This is a genomic window from Micromonospora sp. NPDC049107 (genome assembly GCF_040648595.1).
In the GTDB taxonomy this organism is placed as follows: Bacteria; Actinomycetota; Actinomycetes; order Mycobacteriales; family Micromonosporaceae; genus Micromonospora.
Genome location: NZ_JBEZEC010000015.1, coordinates 25630 through 39309, shown reverse-complemented (window position 1 = coordinate 39309; position 13680 = coordinate 25630). Strand labels below are relative to the sequence as shown.

Here is a 13680-nt window from a genome sequence, read left to right as displayed (position 1 = left end):
TTAACGAGCGCTCAGCTTGTTACGGTGCCGATCATGCGTGCTGCCTTCGTCTCCCGCTTCGACGACGCCGATCCGCTCACCGCCCTCACCGTCGGTGAGCGACCCGAGCCGACCCACCCGGAGGACGACTGGGTGACCGTGCGGGTGCGCGCCACCTCGCTCAACCACCACGACCTATGGTCGCTGCGCGGGGTGGGGCTCACCGAGGCGCAGTTGCCGATGATCCTCGGCTGCGACGCGGTGGGTGTGGACCCCGAGGGCAACAACGTGGTCGTCTACCCGGTCGTCGTCACTCCCGGTGACCCACGCGGCGTCTCCATCCTCTCCGAGCACTTCGCCGGGACCCTCGCCGAGCAGGTCGCCGTACCCCGGTCGAACCTGGTCCCGCTGCCCGGCGGCATGGCCGCGACCGACGCCGCGTGCCTGCCCACGGCCTGGCTGACCGCGTGGCGGATGCTGACCACCAAGGGTCGCGTCGCGGACGCCGACAGCGTGCTGGTGCAGGGCGCGGGCGGCGGCGTCGCGACGGCGGCCGTCGCGCTCGCCGTCGCGATGGGCAAACGGGTGTACGCGACCAGTCGCGACGCCGCCAAGCGCGAGCGGATCCCCGCTCTCGGGGCCACCGCTGTGGAGCCCGGCGCCCGGCTGCCGGAGCGGGTCGACGTGGTGATCGAGACGGTCGGCGCGGCGACCTTCGAGCACTCGATGAAGTCGGCCGCCCCGATGGCCCGAATCGTGGTCTCCGGCGCCACCGCCGGCCACCAGCCGACGGTCAACCTGCGCCGGGTCTTCGCCATGCAGTTGGAGATCCTGGGCACGTCGATGGGCACCCCCGGGGAGCTGTACGAGCTGCTGGCGTTCTGCGCCGAGAACGAGGTCCGCCCGGTGGTGGACAGCGTGGTCCCGTTCAGCCGGGTCGAGGACGCCTTCGCCCGCCTGCACTCCGGCGACGCCTTCGGCAAGGTCGTCCTCGACCACACCGCCTGACCCCCGCGCCCGGCCCCCACACCTCCACACCCCCGCGATCTTGCACTTTCTGTTGCCGTCTCGCGAAAAATGTCCCGCTATGACGCGACAGAAAGTGCAAGATCGCGCGGGGGAGGGGCGACGGTCAGAGGTGATCGTCGAAGGTTGCGATGTCGTTGCGGGTCGCGTCCTTGGCGATGCGCTTCTTGGCCGCCGGGTCGCCGTACAGCGACCAGCGCAGGAACTCGACGGACGTGTCCGAGACGACCCGCAGTGACGCGGCGTCGCCGAGCAGCGCTCGGCCGTGGTCACCCTTGGGCAGGCTCAGCAGCGCCTTCGGCCACGGCACCTTGTCGTACGCCGCCTTGCCCGCCGCGTAGTCGACCACCTCGTCCAACTCGCCGTGCACGAACAACTGCGGCGCGGTCGCGCCCGCGAACGCCGTACCGACGCCGACGGCCGTACCGGCGAACACCACCCCGGCGTCCAGCCGTTCGTCCCGGCCCGCGGTGAACAGGCCGATGGTGGTCACCCCGCCGGCCGAGTGCCCCGCCGCGGCCACCCGGTCGGTCGCCAACCGGCCGCGCAGCCCGTCGCCGGCCTTGCCGTCGAGCGCCAGCACCTGGGTCAGCGCGTACGACACGTCGGCCGGTTGGTTGAGCACATCGAGGACGTTGCCGTCGCCGCCCTTGGAGGTGTGCGGAAAGGCCGGCGCGGCCACCACGAAGCCCGCCGCCGCCCAGCGGGTCAGCAGCGCGGCGTAGTCCTCCGGCCGTCCGCCGAGGCCGTGGCTGAACATCACCACCGGAAACCGGCCGTCCGCCGCCGCCGCGGACCGCCTGGCCGCGCCGCCGGCCTTCCCGGCCGCCGGATACCAGAGGGTCACCGGCAGCGCACGGCCGTCCCGGTTCAGCTTGAGCTGTCGTACGCCGACGCCGAAGGCGCTCTCGGGCGCGGACCCGGCGGGTACCCGCGGTGTCGGCGTGGCGGCCGGCGGCGGCTCGACGGCGACCGGCGCGGTCTCCTTCCTCGGGGCGTCCGTGGAGCAGCCGACCAGACCGGTCAGGAGCAGGGCGCTGGCCAGCAGCGTGGGGGTGACACGACGCGACATGGCCTCAATTGTGCCGTGCCGCGCCGGTGGCTCGGGGCGGTCCGGCGCGCTGCGGCCACGCTGTCACCGGTCGTCTCAGGCCGCGGCGCGTTCGGAGAGCGGACGCCGCCGCCGCGCCGGGTCGGTCAGGGAGCGGGGGCGGAAGGCGGCGTCGGGCTCGTACCGGTTCGTGCCGGGTGGCACGATCTCGTCGATCCGGTCGAGGGTCGCGTCGTCCAGGGCGAGGCTCGCGCCCTTGAGCAGGTCCTCCAGGTGCTGCATGGTCCGTGGTCCGATGATCGCCGAGGTGACCGCCGGATGGGCCACGGTGAAGGCGATGGCGAGTTGTGGCAGCGTGCACCCGATGTCCGCCGCGAGGTCGACGAGCCGCTCGACGATGTCGAGCTTGGCCGCGTTCTCCGCGATCGCGGGATCGAACTGCGCCGGCCGGAGAACCGCCCGCCCGGTCGACAGGTCGACGGCCCGATCCTTGCGGTACCTGCCGCTGAGGAAGCCGAAGGCGAGCGGGCTCCAGACCAGCACCCCCATGCCGTAGCGCTGGCAGACCGGGAGGACCGAGGTCTCCACCCCGCGGGCGAGGATCGAGTACGGCGGCTGCTCGGTGCGCAGCCGGCCGAGGCCGCGACGCTCGGACACCTGGTGTGCCTCGACGATCTCCTCAGCGGGGAACGTCGAACATCCGAAGGCGCGGATCTGTCCCTGGCTCACCAGGTCGGTGAGCACCGAAAGCGTCTCCTCGATGTCAGTCGAGGGGTCCGGGCGGTGGACCTGGTAGAGGTCGATCCAGTCGGTACCCAGACGTTGGAGGCTCCCCTCGACCGCCTTGAGGATCCACCGCCGCGAGTTGCCACCCTGGTTGGGCCCCTCGCCCATCGGAAAGTGGACCTTGGTGGCGAGGACGACGTCGTCGCGACGCCCCCGCAGCGCCTTCCCCACGATCTGCTCGGACTCACCCCGGCCGTACATGTCGGCGGTGTCGATGGCGTTGATGCCGCTGTCGATCGCGGTGTGGATGATGCGGACGCACTCGTCGTGGTCCGGGTTTCCGACGGCACCGAACATCATGCTTCCGAGGCAGTGGGTGCTCACCTCGATGCCGGTCCCGCCGAGGGTGCGATAGCGCATGCCGATGCTCCTCTGGCGATGTCGTGACGATCACGGGGGACCCTAGGAGCTGGAGTCGGCTCTAGGTCAAGCCTCGCTACCCTGCTCGGCATGGCCGACGACATCGCGAGTCTGAGCATCGGGCAGGTCGCCGAACGCACCGGCCTGAGCGTGCACGCCCTGCGCTTCTACGAGCAGGAGGGCGTCTTCGTCGATCCCGTACGCCGAGGGGCCGGCGGGCGTCGCGTCTACAGCCAGGACGACGTGGACTGGTTGACCGTCTGCATCATTCTCCGTACCTCGGGCATGCCGTTGCCCGCGCTGCGCCGGTACGCCGACCTCGTCCGGGCGGGTGCCGGCAACGAGGAGGAACGTCTTGCCCTGATGCGCGAGCACCGCGAGCGCGTCACCGGCCAGATCGGCAAACTCACGCAGTGCCTGGACCTGATCGGTTTCAAGATCGGGGTGTACGAGGACCTGCTCGACGAGGCCCAGCGAGCAGTCGAGCCAGGTCGTCCGCGTCCTTCGGACGGCGGGGACGCTCCGGCATCCACACCGGGTACATCTGCTTGAACTCGATCTGGGCCGCCACCGAGATCGCCGGTACGACCAACGCGCCGATCCGGCCGGGCGGCGCGTCCAGCATCCCGGCCGGCAGGAGGGTGCCCGCCCAGGGGCCGGCGCCCACGGTCGGCCGACCGCTGCCGTCCCGGCCCAGGTACGCCACGCTGACCTCGACGTCTCCCGCGAACAGGTCGAGCTGTCGCTCCGCCGGCATCCTCGGGTCGGGACGCCAGCCCCGGGCCAGCAGCAGTGCGGCGAGTCGCGGCGCGTCCTCGTGCCAGCAGTACCAGTCGACGTCGACGTGCGGGCGGGTCACCGCGCCGAGGTGGAAGTCCATCGCCCACCCGCCGCGCAACCACACCGGGACACCTGCCGGTCCGGTCACCTCGACCAGTTCGGCGATGCTCGCCAACTGGCGACGCGCGAGGTCGTCCATCGGGCCACGGTACCGTCGGGAGGCGTGCGCGTCCGACCCCCGCCCCGAGCCGACAAGGCCGCTGACGTCAGCGTTCAAACAGGCTAGACTAATCCCTTAGCTAAGCGAGAGGGCTGCGCCATGTCGGCTGAGGCCGTGCACTACAACATGCATGATGCCAAGACCCATCTGTCGCGCATCATCGAACGGGTGGAACGCGGCGAGGAGATCATCATCGACCGGGCGGGCACCCCGGTGGCGAAGGTCGTACCCCTGGTCCGGCGGGCCAACCGCACCGCGATCGGCTCGCTCGCCGGCGAACTGGACCTCTCGGGTGACTGGGACTCACCACGGACCAACGCCGAGATCGCCGAGGACTTCGGCCTCGGCGCATGAACCTGCTGCTGGACACTCACGTCGCCCTCTGGGCCATCGCCGGCGACCCGGACCTCGGCCCCGAGTTGCTCGACCAACTACGCCACGAGCCAGACATCTTCCTCTCCCCGGTCACCCTGTGGGAGATCACCATCAAGCAGAGCACCGGGAAACTCGCCGGACCGCCTGACCTTGCGGAGCGGGTTCGAGACATGGGCTTCCGGGACCTCCCGGTGACCCATGCCCACGCCATCGCCGCTGGCCGCCTGCCACCACATCACCGCGACCCCTTCGACCGCATGCTGGTGGCGCAGGCGATCACCGAAGGGTTGACCCTCGCTTCGCGCGACGCGTCGATAGCCCTGTACGACGTGGACGTCCTCAAGGTGTGACCGGACGGCTCGGCCGGGTGCCGGGTGGGGAGTTGCTAGCGGGCCGGGCGTGACTCGTAGCGGGTCAGCGCCGTGCGGGCGTCGAGGGGGAGGCGCGCGCCGGCCGTGCTGTCGCCGTAGAGGGTCCAGCGCAGGAAGTCGGTCGTCGTGGCCAGCACCGGTGTGAACCCGGGACGGTCCGGCGTGAGGTACTCGCCGTGCCCCTGCCCCACGACGCTGAGGAAGGCCGCCGGACCCCGGGTGCGCGCGTACGCCGCCCGCCCGACCGTCACCGGCACCACCGGGTCGGCCGTGCCGTGCACGAACAGCACCGGGGCGCTCGGCCCCGCGAAGCTGCCGGGCAGTCCGCCGCCGGCGATCACGATGCCGGCGCGCAACCGGGTCGGGTGCCCCTCGGTGAACATGCCGGAGGTGGTGAAGCCGCCCGCCGAGTGACCGGCGGCGGCGACCGACGCGAGATCCAGGTGGCCGGCGAGCGGATCACCCGGGTCGCGGTCGAGGCGTCCCAGGTGCCGGATCAGCCGCCAACCGTCGGCGGGCTGGTTGCGGACGTCGGCCCGGGTGAAGTGCGCGGCGTCCGAGCGGGTGTGCGGGTACGCCGGCGCGGCCACCACGAATCCGGCCGCCGCCCACCGGGTGGTCAACCCGGCGTGCAGTTCGGGCCGGCTGTGCAGCCCGTGGCTGTAGACGACCACCGGGAACCGCCCGGCGGCCACACCGTCGGTGCCCACCGGATACCAGAGGGTCACCGGCAGGGGGCGCGCCGAGCGCGGATCGAGGGTGAGCGTACGCACGCCGACGGTGTACGACCCCTCGGGCGCTCGGCGCGCGGCCGGTGGCCCAGTGGACCCGCCGGCCACGGCGGAGGCCGGCGCGCACCCCGCCAGCAGCGCTGTCACCAGTACGGCGACCAGGCGTCCCGCCCCCACTGTCTCACCGTAGGCGTCGGGACCTGCGCGACGGCCCCGCCGTCCGGCCTGCCTCTGCCCCCCACCCGGTCGGGTCACCTCCGCCGCCCGGTCCGACCCGACGCGACCACGGGAGGTGGGGGCGGTGCGTCGGCCACGGCTTCGCTAGGGTCACCGGCATGGCTGAGAACTACACCGACCCCAGTGGCAACACCGAGGCGTTCCGTGCCTTCACCCAGACGCCGGAGGCCACCGCCCCGGCCGACGCGCCGTCCCGGCTGCCCCTCATCGTCGGCGCGGCGGTGGTCGTGGTGCTGCTGGTGGCCCTGGTCGTCTGGCTCGCCTAGAGCTTCCCCACCACGTCCCGGGTCTGCCGGGCGATCTCCCGTTCCTCGTCGGTGCGGATGACGCACACGCTCACCTCGGCGCCGTCGGGTGAGATCACCCGGTCACCCTGGCCGTCGTTGCGGGTGTCGTCCACGCTGATGCCGAGCCGGTCCAGGCCGGCCAGCGCGGCAGCCCGCACCCCGGCGGCGTGCTCGCCCACCCCGGCGGTGAACGCGATCGCGTCGACGCGGCCGAGCAGCGCGTAGTACGCCCCGACGTACTCGGTGATCCGCCGGCAGTAGACGTCGAAGGCCAGCGCGGCGGCCCGGTCGCCGGCGGCCCGGCGTTGCAGTACCTCGCGCATGTCGTTGACGCCGCTCAGGCCGAGCAGGCCGCTGCGGTGGTTGAGCAGGTCGTCGATCTCGTCCACCGACAGGCCGCCCTCGCGTCGCAGGTGGAAGATCACGGTCGGGTCCAGGTCGCCGCTGCGGGTGCCCATCACCAGCCCTTGCAGGGGTGACATCCCCATCGAGGTGGCGACGCTGCGACCACCGGCCACCGCGCAGGCGCTCGCCCCGTTGCCCAGGTGCAGGGTGATCGTGTTGAGCTGCCCGTACGGGCGGTCCAACAGCTCGGCGGTGCGCCGGGAGACGTACGCGTGCGAGGTGCCGTGGAAGCCGTACCGGCGGATGTCGTACCGCTCGGCGGTGTCCCGGTCGATCGCGTAGGTCGCGGCGGCCTCGGGCAGGGTGTGGTGGAACGCCGTGTCGAAGACGGCGACCTGCGGTACGTCCGGCAGGGCCGCCCGTGCCATCTCGATGCCGGCCAGGTTGGCCGGGTTGTGCAGCGGGGCGAGCGGGACCAGGTCGCGGATCGCGGCCAGCACCGCGTCGTCGACGAGCGTCGGGGCGGTGAACGTCCGGCCGCCGTGCACCACGCGGTGCCCGACGGCTGTCAACCCGGTCAGGTCCAGCCCGTCCAGGATCTGCCGGACCGCGCTGGCGTGGTCCGCCGGGCCGCCACCGGCCTCGCCGACCCGCTCGACGGTGCCCTGCCCGAGCGTGCGGTCCCCGTCGTAGAGCCGCCACTTCACCGACGACGACCCGCAGTTGAGCACCAGGACCCGACTCATGACGCCTCCCCGGCGGCCGCCTGGATGGCGGTGATCGCCACCGTGTTCACGATGTCCGGCACCAGCGCGCCCCGGGACAGGTCGTTCACCGGCCGGCGCAGGCCCTGCATCACCGGCCCGACGGCGACCGCCCCGGCCGAGCGCTGCACCGCCTTGTACGTGTTGTTGCCCGTGTTGAGGTCCGGGAAGATGAAGACCGTGGCGTGCCCGGCGACCTTGCTCTCCGGCAGTTTGGTCGCCGCCACCGCCGGATCGATCGCCGCGTCGTACTGGATCGGCCCCTCGACCAGCAGGTCGGGCCGGCGTTCCCGGACGAGCGCGGTGGCCGCGGCGACCTTCTCCACGTCGGCGCCCGCGCCGGAGCTGCCGGTGGAGTACGACAGCATGGCCACCCGGGGCTCGATGCCGAACCGTGCGGCGGTGTCGGCCGACGAGATCGCGATGTCGGCGAGCTGGGCGGCGTCCGGGTCGCGGTTCACCGCGCAGTCGCCGTAGACCAGCACCCGGTCGCGCAACAGCATGAAGAAGACGCTGGAGGCCACCGAGACGTCCGGGACGGTACGGATGATCTCGAAGGCGGGTCGGATGGTGGCGGCGGTCGTGTGCGTGGCGCCGGAGACCATGCCGTCGGCGTGCCCGGTGGCCACCATGAGCGTGCCGAAGTAGTTGGGCTGGGCCACGATGTCGTACGCCAGCTCGGCGGTGACGCCCCGGTGGGCGCGCAGGCGCGCGTACTCGGCGGCGAACTCGTCGTGCCACCCACTGCTCGTCGGGTCGACGAGCCGCGCGTCGCCAAGGTCGATGCCCAGCTCGCGGGTGCGCCGGGCGATGTCGTCGGGACGGCCCAGCAGCGTCAGGTCGGCCACGCCCCGGCGTAGCAGGATTTCCGCCGCCCGCAGGATCCGGTCGTCGGTGCCCTCGGGAAGCACCAGGTGGCGGCGCTGCGAGCGGGCCCGGTCGATCAGCTCGTTCTCGAACATCAGCGGGGTGACCCGCGTCGAGCGGCTCACCCGGAGCCGGCGGGCCAGGTCGTCGGTGTCCACGCAGCGTTCGAACGCGCCCAGCGCGGCCTCCACCTTGCGCGGGTTGGCCACGCTGGGCCGCCCCTCGATTCGGCTGGACGCCTCGACCGTGTCGTAGCTGTCGCTGCCCACGGACAGCACCGCCAGCCCGGTGTTCAACCCCTCCACCAGCCGCATGACCCGGGGATCGGGCTGCTCGCCCAGGGTGAGCACCAACCCGGCCACCGACACCTGCCCGGCCACGTGGGCCGCGCTGGCGGCGACGAGCAGGTCGGCCCGGTCGCCCGGGGTGATCACCAGCGCCCCCTCGGTGAGGTGGCCCAACAGGGTCGGCACGTGCGCCGCGCCGACCACGAAGTCCAGCACGTCCCGCCCGAGCGCGGCGTCGTCCCCGGCCAGCAGGGTGGCGCCGAGCGCCGCCGCCACCTCGGCCACCGTCGGCGCCGACACGCTCGGCACCTCCGGGATGGCGTACGCGGGCACCGGCAGCTCCGGCAGCGTCATCGGTCCGGGCACCCGGTTGGCGATCACCGCGAGCACTGTCGCGCCCAGGTCGGCCAGATCGTGGTACGCCCCGCGCATGGCCGCCGCGACGGTCGCCGGCTCCTGCTCGTAGCCGTCCACCACCGGTACCACCACGCTGCCGAACTCGGTGGCCAGCCGGGCGTTGAAGGCCAGCTCGCGGGGGTGCGCGGGGTCACCCGGCTCGTCGAAGTCGCTGCCCACCACGACCACCGCAGGGCACTGCCGCTCGACCGCCCGGTAGCGCTCCACGATCGCGGAGATCAGCTCTTCGCGCCGGCCGTCGGCGACCAGCGCGGCCGCCTCGGCGTAGGTGGCCCCGGCCAGCTCGGCGACCGGCACCTCGACCCGGTACCGCTCGCTGAGCAGGGCGAGGATCGAATCGGGGCCGGTGTCGGCGACCAGCGGCCGGAACACGCCGATCCGCCCCACCTGCCGCGACAGCAGTTCGGCCAGTCCGAGAGCGATGGTCGACTTACCCCCGCCCGAACCCACGCTGGTCAGGTACACGCTGCGAGCCACGCCCCCACCCTAGAAGATCGCCGGCCCCACCCCGCCCCCTCCCGAGCACCCCGCCCCCTCCCGAGCACCCCGCCCCCTCCCGAGCACCCCGCCCCCTCCCGAGCACCCCGCCCTCGTGATCAAGAGGTTTGCGTCACGATCGGGGCCAGAAGTGACGCGAACCTCTTGATCACCGGGTCAAAGGGGTTAGGCGTCTTCGTCGTCGGGGTCGTCCAGGCGGGCCAGGTAGGTTGCCAGGCGTTCGATGGGGGTTTCGAACTCCGGGTTGAGGTCGACGAAGTCGCGCAGGCGCTCGCCCAGCCACTCCAGGGTCACCTGCTCGTCGCCCCGGCGTTCGACCAGCTCCTCGATGCCACGGTCGGTGAAGTACACGGCGTACGTCCTCGTGCTCGGCCCGGCGCGGACCGGGCGGGTCGGTGATCGGATGGACCGACGCGAGCCGGGGCAGGACCGTGGTCGACGGCCCTGCCCCGGCTCGCGTGGCGCGGTCAGGTCATGGGCGGGGAAGTGCCGCCTCGATGAGCGCGGTCTGCTCGACCTCGTGGGTCTTGGCCGAGCCGACCGCCGGGGCCGCCGCGGCCGGGCGGGAGATCCGCCGCAGCCGGACGTCGGTGAGGTGCTCCAGCAGGTTGAGCGCCACGAACGACCAGGCGCCCTGGTTGGCCGGCTCCTCCTGCACCCAGGCGAAGTCCTCCGCGTTCGGGTACTGCGCCAGGGCGGCGCGGATCTCCTCGACCGGCAGCGGATAGAGCTGCTCGATCCGGAGGATCGCGGTGTCGGTGACGCCGCGCTCTTGCCGGGCCTGGAACAGGTCGTAGTAGACCTTGCCGGAGCAGAGCAGCACCCGCTTCACCGCCTCCGGCGCCGGGGCGGCCGTGTCGCGCAGCACCGGCTGGAAGGTGCCGGTGGTGAAGTCCTCCACGGAGGAGACGCAGAGCTTGTGCCGCAGCAGCGACTTGGGCGTGAACACCACCAGCGGCTTGCGCTTGGGCGACAGGGCCTGGCGGCGCAGCAGGTGGAAGTAGTTCGCCGGGGTCGTCGGGATGGCGACCCGCATGTTGTCCTCGGCGCACATCTGCAGGAACCGCTCCGGGCGACCGGAGGTGTGGTCCGGGCCCTGGCCCTCGTGGCCGTGCGGCAGCAGCAGGGTGACAGCCGAGCGCTGACCCCACTTCACCTCACCGGACGAGATGAACTCGTCGATCACCGACTGGGCGCCGTTGACGAAGTCGCCGAACTGGGCCTCCCAGGCGACCAGCGCGTTGATGTTCTCCACCGAGTAGCCGTACTCGAAGCCCATCGCCGCGTACTCGCTGAGCAGCGAGTCGTGCACGAAGAACCGGGAGCGCTCGCCGTCGCCGGTGAGCGACTTGAGCGGCAGGTAGTCGTCCCCGGTACGGGAGTCGACCACCGACGCGTGCCGCTGGACGAAGGTGCCGCGACGCGAGTCCTGACCGGCGAGCCGGACGGTCACCCCGTCGTGCAGCAGCGCCCCGAACGCGATGATCTCGCCGTACCCCCAGTCGATGTTGCCCTCGACGGACATCTTGGCCCGCCGGTCGAGCAGCTGCTGGATGCGCTTGTGCGGGGTGAAGCCCTCCGGCAGGTTGACGTGCGCCTCGCCGATCGCCTTGACGACGGCGGCGTCGGTGGCGGTGTCGACGGCCGGCTCCGGCTCCTCCTCGCGGCGCGGCCGGTTGAGCTGGCGCGGCGCGGCGGCGGCGTCCCGGGTGGCCTTGAAGACCTTCTCCAGTTGGGCCTGGTAGTCGCGCAGCAGCTCCTCCGCGTCCTCCACGGTGATGTCGCCGCGACCGATCAGCTCCTCGGTGTAGAGCTTGCGCACCGAACGCTTCGAGTCGATGATCTTGTACATCTGAGGGTTGGACATCGACGGGTCGTCGCCCTCGTTGTGGCCGCGCCGGCGGTAGCAGACCATGTCGATCACGACGTCCTTGTTGAACGTCTGCCGGTACTCGAAGGCCAGCCGGGCCACCCGGACCACGGCCTCCGGGTCGTCGCCGTTGACGTGGAAGATCGGCGCCTGGATCATCCGGGCCACATCGGTGCTGTAGAGGCTGGACCGGCTGTACTCCGGGGCGGTGGTGAAGCCGACCTGGTTGTTGACCACCACGTGCACCGTGCCGCCCGTGCGGTAACCGCGCAGCTGCGACAGGTTGAGCGTCTCGGCGACCACGCCCTGCCCGGCGAACGCGGCGTCACCGTGCACCGCCAGCGGCAGCACGGTGTAGCCCTCCAGCTTGAGGTCGATCCGGTCCTGCTTGGCCCGGACGATGCCCTCCAGCACCGGGTCGACGGCCTCCAGGTGCGACGGGTTCGCCACCACCGACACCTTGACCGCGTGCTCGCCGTCCGGGGTGGTGAACTTGCCGTTCTGGCCCAGGTGGTACTTCACGTCGCCGGAGCCCTGCGTGGAGCGCGGGTCCAGGTGGCCCTCGAACTCCGAGAAGATCTTCTCGTACGGCTTGCCGACGATGTTGGCCAGCACGTTGAGGCGGCCCCGGTGGGCCATGCCGATGACGACCTCGTCCAGGCCGTTCTCGGCGGAGGACTCCAGCACCTCGCCGAGCAGCGGGATCAACGACTCGCCGCCCTCCAGCGAGAAGCGCTTCTGGCCCACGTACTTGGTCTGCAGGAAGGTCTCGAACGCCTCGGCCGCGTTGAGCCGGTTGAGCACGTGCTTCTGCTCGTCGGCGGACGGCTTCTCGTACTTGCGCTCGATCCGCTCCTGGATCCAGCGCCGCTCCTCCGGGTCCTGGATGTGCATGTACTCGATGCCGACCCGGCGGCAGTACGAGTCACGCAGCACGCCGAGGATCTCGCGCAGCTTCATCCGCTGCCGGCCGGCGAAGCCGTTGACCGGGAACTCGCGGTCCAGGTCCCACAGGGTCAGCCCGTGCTGGAGAACGTCCAGGTCGGGGTGCTTGCGGATCTTGAACTCGAGCGGGTCGGTGTCGGCCATCAGGTGACCGCGCACGCGGTACGCGTGGATCAGCTCGTGCACCCGGGCGGTCTTGTTGATCTGACCCTCGGAGTTGACGGCGACGTCCCGCATCCAGCGGACCGGCTCGTACGGGATCCGCAGCGAGGTGAAGATCTGGTCGTAGAAGCCGCGCTCGCCCAGGATCAGCTCGTGCATCACCTTGAGGAACTCGCCGGACTGCGCGCCCTGGATGATCCGGTGGTCGTACGTGCTGGTCAGCGTGATGACCTTGCTGACCGCCAGCTCGGCGAGGGTGGCCTCGGACATGCCCTGGTAGGGGGCCGGGTACTCCATCGCGCCGACGCCGATAATCGCGCTCTGCCCCTGCATGAGCCGCGGCATCGAGTGCACGGTGCCGATGCCGCCCGGGTTGGTCAGCGAGATCGTGGTGCCGGCGTAGTCCTCCATGGTCAGCTCGTTGCGCCGCGCCCGCCGGACGACGTCCTCGTACGCCTGCCAGAACTGCCGGAAGTCCATCGTCTCGCAGCCCTTGATGGAGGGGACCACCAGGTTGCGGCTGCCGTCCGGCTTGGCCAGGTCGATGGCGATGCCGAGGTTGACGTGCGCCGGGCGGACCACGGCCGGCTTGCCGTTGGCCTCGGCGAACGAGTTGTTCATCTCGGGGTGCTCGACCAACGCGCGGACCATCGCGTAGCCGACGAGGTGGGTGAAGCTGACCTTGCCGCCCCGCCCCCGGGCGAGGTGGTTGTTGATCACGATCCGGTTGTCGACGAGCAGCTTCGCCGGGACCGCGCGCACGCTGGTCGCGGTCGGCACGCTCAGCGAGGCGTCCATGTTCTGGACGATCTTCGCGGCGACACCCCGTAGCGGCGTGGTCTGCGGGCCGTCGGCGGTCGGCGCGGGCGCCTTCGCGGCCGGCTTGGCCAGGGCCTCCTTGGCCGGCGCCGGGGCGCTCTTGGCCGGGGCGGGCGCGGCGGCGGCCGGCTTTGCCGGAGCGGCGGCGGCCGGCTTCGTGGCGGGCTGGGTCACCTTGGCCGCGGCCTCCGGCTGGCCGTCCGGCTCGGGGGCGGCGGCCGGCTTGCCGGCGCTCTCCGTCGGGCGGGGTGTGGCGGCGCCGGGAGCTGGTCGATAGTCGGCGAAGAAGTCGTGCCAGGCTGAATCGACGCTCGTGGGGTCGGCGAGGTAACGCTGGTACATCTCCTCGACGATCCACTCGTTCGGGCCGAAACCCGCCAGTGGGTTCTCCTGCGAAGTCTGCTGGGTCGACACGGCCGGTAATCGCCTCTTTCACGCGGGTTTGTGTGTCACGCGGTGTCCGTCACGCCGATCAAGGAGAACGGACAGACGACTCCCAGGCT

General features: G+C 71.7%; 13 protein-coding genes. 5 read left to right on the top strand and 8 right to left on the bottom strand.

The annotated features are described in order from the left end of the window. Nucleotides 1-24 precede the first annotated feature (24 nt). Nucleotides 25-987 (top strand): zinc-binding dehydrogenase, encoded by a 963-nt coding sequence (locus AB0B55_RS29765; protein ID WP_357175324.1) that lies wholly within the window; start codon nt 25-27, stop codon nt 985-987. A 124-nt stretch (nt 988-1111) separates the two neighbouring features. Here the strand turns inward: AB0B55_RS29765 and AB0B55_RS29760 are convergent, their stop codons facing one another. Next, nucleotides 1112-2077 carry a chlorophyllase gene (locus AB0B55_RS29760; protein WP_357175321.1) on the bottom strand — a complete coding sequence of 322 codons (966 nt, stop codon included), beginning with the start codon at nt 2075-2077 and terminating at the stop codon, nt 1112-1114. Nucleotides 2078-2152: 75 nt separating this feature from the next. Further along, on the bottom strand, nt 2153-3202 hold the full coding sequence (locus AB0B55_RS29755; RefSeq protein ID WP_357175318.1) for an aldo/keto reductase: 1050 nt from the start codon (nt 3200-3202) through the stop codon (nt 2153-2155). A 90-nt stretch (nt 3203-3292) separates the two neighbouring features. Between AB0B55_RS29755 and AB0B55_RS29750 the strand changes: the two genes are divergently transcribed. Further along, nucleotides 3293-3754, top strand: coding sequence for a MerR family transcriptional regulator (locus tag AB0B55_RS29750; protein ID WP_357175315.1), 462 nt, complete (start codon nt 3293-3295; stop codon nt 3752-3754). Here AB0B55_RS29750 and AB0B55_RS29745 read toward each other — a convergent pair. Next, nucleotides 3636-4181 (bottom strand): aminoglycoside adenylyltransferase, encoded by a 546-nt coding sequence (locus tag AB0B55_RS29745; RefSeq protein WP_357175312.1) that lies wholly within the window; start codon nt 4179-4181, stop codon nt 3636-3638. The two genes, AB0B55_RS29750 and AB0B55_RS29745, sit on opposite strands and share 119 nt — an antisense overlap. 120 nt (nt 4182-4301) lie before the next feature. Here AB0B55_RS29745 and AB0B55_RS29740 point away from each other — a divergent pair, with 120 nt between their 5' ends. Beyond that, complete coding sequence (locus AB0B55_RS29740) at nt 4302-4556, top strand: type II toxin-antitoxin system prevent-host-death family antitoxin (RefSeq protein WP_357125813.1); 255 nt, start codon at nt 4302-4304, stop codon at nt 4554-4556. After that, entirely contained in the window at nt 4553-4927 is a 375-nt protein-coding gene (locus tag AB0B55_RS29735) for a type II toxin-antitoxin system VapC family toxin (protein ID WP_357125810.1), read from the top strand. The genes AB0B55_RS29740 and AB0B55_RS29735 overlap by 4 nt, the downstream gene beginning before the upstream one ends. A gap of 35 nt (nt 4928-4962) precedes the next feature. Here AB0B55_RS29735 and AB0B55_RS29730 read toward each other — a convergent pair whose 3' ends face one another. Further along, a complete protein-coding gene (locus AB0B55_RS29730) occupies nt 4963-5856 on the bottom strand; it encodes an alpha/beta hydrolase (protein WP_357175308.1) in 894 nt (297 codons plus the stop codon). Between the two features lie 158 nt (nt 5857-6014). Here AB0B55_RS29730 and AB0B55_RS29725 point away from each other — a divergent pair, with 158 nt between their 5' ends. After that, a complete protein-coding gene (locus AB0B55_RS29725) occupies nt 6015-6182 on the top strand; it encodes a hypothetical protein (RefSeq protein WP_357175305.1) in 168 nt (55 codons plus the stop codon). Here AB0B55_RS29725 and AB0B55_RS29720 read toward each other — a convergent pair. The 4 genes from AB0B55_RS29720 to AB0B55_RS29705 all read right to left on the bottom strand — a co-directional run bounded on the left by AB0B55_RS29720 (nt 6179) and on the right by AB0B55_RS29705 (nt 13591). Beyond that, a complete protein-coding gene (locus AB0B55_RS29720) occupies nt 6179-7294 on the bottom strand; it encodes an acetate kinase (protein ID WP_357175302.1) in 1116 nt (371 codons plus the stop codon). The genes AB0B55_RS29725 and AB0B55_RS29720 overlap by 4 nt on opposite strands. After that, complete coding sequence (gene pta, locus AB0B55_RS29715) at nt 7291-9360, bottom strand: phosphate acetyltransferase (protein ID WP_357175299.1); 2070 nt, start codon at nt 9358-9360, stop codon at nt 7291-7293. Before pta ends, AB0B55_RS29720 begins: the two co-directional genes overlap by 4 nt. Nucleotides 9361-9546: 186 nt before the next feature. Continuing rightward, nucleotides 9547-9732 carry a DUF6104 family protein gene (locus AB0B55_RS29710; RefSeq protein WP_139582193.1) on the bottom strand — a complete coding sequence of 62 codons (186 nt, stop codon included), beginning with the start codon at nt 9730-9732 and terminating at the stop codon, nt 9547-9549. 121 nt (nt 9733-9853) lie between these two features. Beyond that, nucleotides 9854-13591: a multifunctional oxoglutarate decarboxylase/oxoglutarate dehydrogenase thiamine pyrophosphate-binding subunit/dihydrolipoyllysine-residue succinyltransferase subunit gene (locus tag AB0B55_RS29705; RefSeq protein ID WP_357175297.1), complete on the bottom strand. Its 3738-nt coding sequence runs from the start codon at nt 13589-13591 to the stop codon at nt 9854-9856. Between the last annotated feature and the right edge of the window lie 89 nt (nt 13592-13680).

Excerpts from the sequence above, each read along its gene's own strand:
- AB0B55_RS29760 (WP_357175321.1), bottom strand. The coding sequence starts at position 2,077 with ATGTCGCGTCGTGTCACCCCCACGCTGCTGGCCAGCGCCCTGCTCCTG.
- AB0B55_RS29755 (WP_357175318.1), bottom strand. The coding sequence starts at position 3,202 with ATGCGCTATCGCACCCTCGGCGGGACCGGCATCGAGGTGAGCACCCAC.
- AB0B55_RS29745 (WP_357175312.1), bottom strand. The coding sequence starts at position 4,181 with ATGGACGACCTCGCGCGTCGCCAGTTGGCGAGCATCGCCGAACTGGTC.
- AB0B55_RS29740 (WP_357125813.1), top strand. The coding sequence starts at position 4,302 with ATGTCGGCTGAGGCCGTGCACTACAACATGCATGATGCCAAGACCCAT.
- AB0B55_RS29735 (WP_357125810.1), top strand. The coding sequence starts at position 4,553 with ATGAACCTGCTGCTGGACACTCACGTCGCCCTCTGGGCCATCGCCGGC.
- AB0B55_RS29750 (WP_357175315.1), top strand. The coding sequence starts at position 3,293 with ATGGCCGACGACATCGCGAGTCTGAGCATCGGGCAGGTCGCCGAACGC.
- AB0B55_RS29725 (WP_357175305.1), top strand. The coding sequence starts at position 6,015 with ATGGCTGAGAACTACACCGACCCCAGTGGCAACACCGAGGCGTTCCGT.
- AB0B55_RS29720 (WP_357175302.1), bottom strand. The coding sequence starts at position 7,294 with ATGAGTCGGGTCCTGGTGCTCAACTGCGGGTCGTCGTCGGTGAAGTGG.